1 rRNA gene is annotated in these 255 nt (G+C 54.5%); it reads left to right on the top strand.

Annotation, left to right across the window (positions count from 1 at the left end):
- Positions 1 to 255 (top strand): 23S ribosomal RNA (locus tag KW850_RS34630); the annotation flags it as partial.

Below are 255 nucleotides of genomic sequence, written 5' to 3'. Positions count from 1 at the left end.
ACAAGTAGTCAGAGCCCGTTCATGGGTGATGGCGTGCCTTTTGTAGAATGAACCGGCGAGTTACGATCCCATGCAAGGTTAAGTTGAAGAGACGGAGCCGCAGCGAAAGCGAGTCTGAATAGGGCGTATGAGTATGTGGTCGTAGACCCGAAACCAGGTGATCTACCCATGTCCAGGGTGAAGTCCAGGTAACACTGGATGGAGGCCCGAACCCACGCACGTTGAAAAGTGCGGGGATGAGGTGTGGGTAGCGGA

Source organism: Bacillus sp. sid0103 (assembly GCF_019219025.1).
Note: the sequence above shows the minus strand (reverse complement) of the source record. Positions and strands in the feature narration are given on the sequence as shown.